General features: G+C 68.5%; 1 protein-coding gene. It reads right to left on the reverse strand.

The genetic code is table 11. The features are described from left to right. On the reverse strand, positions 1 to 842 hold an 842-nt coding region (locus tag MY526_RS26945; protein ID WP_436705492.1), incomplete at its 3' end, for a 3-keto-5-aminohexanoate cleavage protein. Positions 843 to 853: the final 11 nt, after the last annotated feature.

An 853-nucleotide genomic window follows, 5' to 3' on the forward strand; every position in this document is an offset into this window, starting at 1 on the left:
CCCCAGAGGGTGTCCTCGTTGCCGCAGCGCGGGTGCAGGCCCATCGCGATCGCCATCGTGTTGATCGGCAGGACGTTGCGCATGATGCTCTCGAGCGTCAGCGACGCGCCGTCGGGCACCCGGCGGATGAACTCCATCATCGTGTAGGGGTTCGGGCCGTCGAAGCCGCCGCCGATGGACACCCAGGTGATGTTCAGCGGGCCGGTGTAGACGCCGCGGCGGACCAGCCGCTCCACGGTCTCCAGCTGCGCGGAGTGGGCCAGCTGGAAGTGCGGCTGGATGCCGTTGGCGACCAGCCGGCGCAGGTGCTCCTCCACCCACTCGGGCCCGGCCGGCACCTCCATGTTGCGGTAGGCCTCCCACAGCTCGGGCCGCTGGAACGAGGTGCCCGCGATGTCGGACTCGGTCATCAGCTCGACGATGTTCATCTGCGAGGTGTTGATCGCGATGGTCACCTGGTCGGGCTTGGGGTCCAGCTCGGCGAGCATGTGGCGGGTGTCGTCGGACAGCCACTTGGCGTCGCCGTCCTCACCCTCCGGGGAGAACGAGATCGACCCGCCGACCTGCAGGATCATCTCCGGCACGGCCTCCCGCAGGCGGCGCAGCAGCTCGTTGAACTGCGACAGCCGCTTGGAGCCCTTGCCGTCGAGCTCGCGCACGTGGATGTGCAGCACGGTGGCGCCGGCCTCCCAGCAGTCCACCGCCTGCTGGACGTGCTGGTCCATGGTCAGCGGGATGTCCTCCGGGAAGTCGGCCGGCTCCCACTCGGGCCCGTAGGGGGCCGCGGTGATGACCAGCTTCTCCTGGTTCTCGGGGAACAGGGAATCGTCGAGGAAGTGCATGTCAATTCTCC

This window comes from Geodermatophilus sp. CPCC 205761 (assembly GCF_051383655.1).
Lineage (GTDB): Bacteria > Actinomycetota > Actinomycetes > Mycobacteriales > Geodermatophilaceae > Geodermatophilus.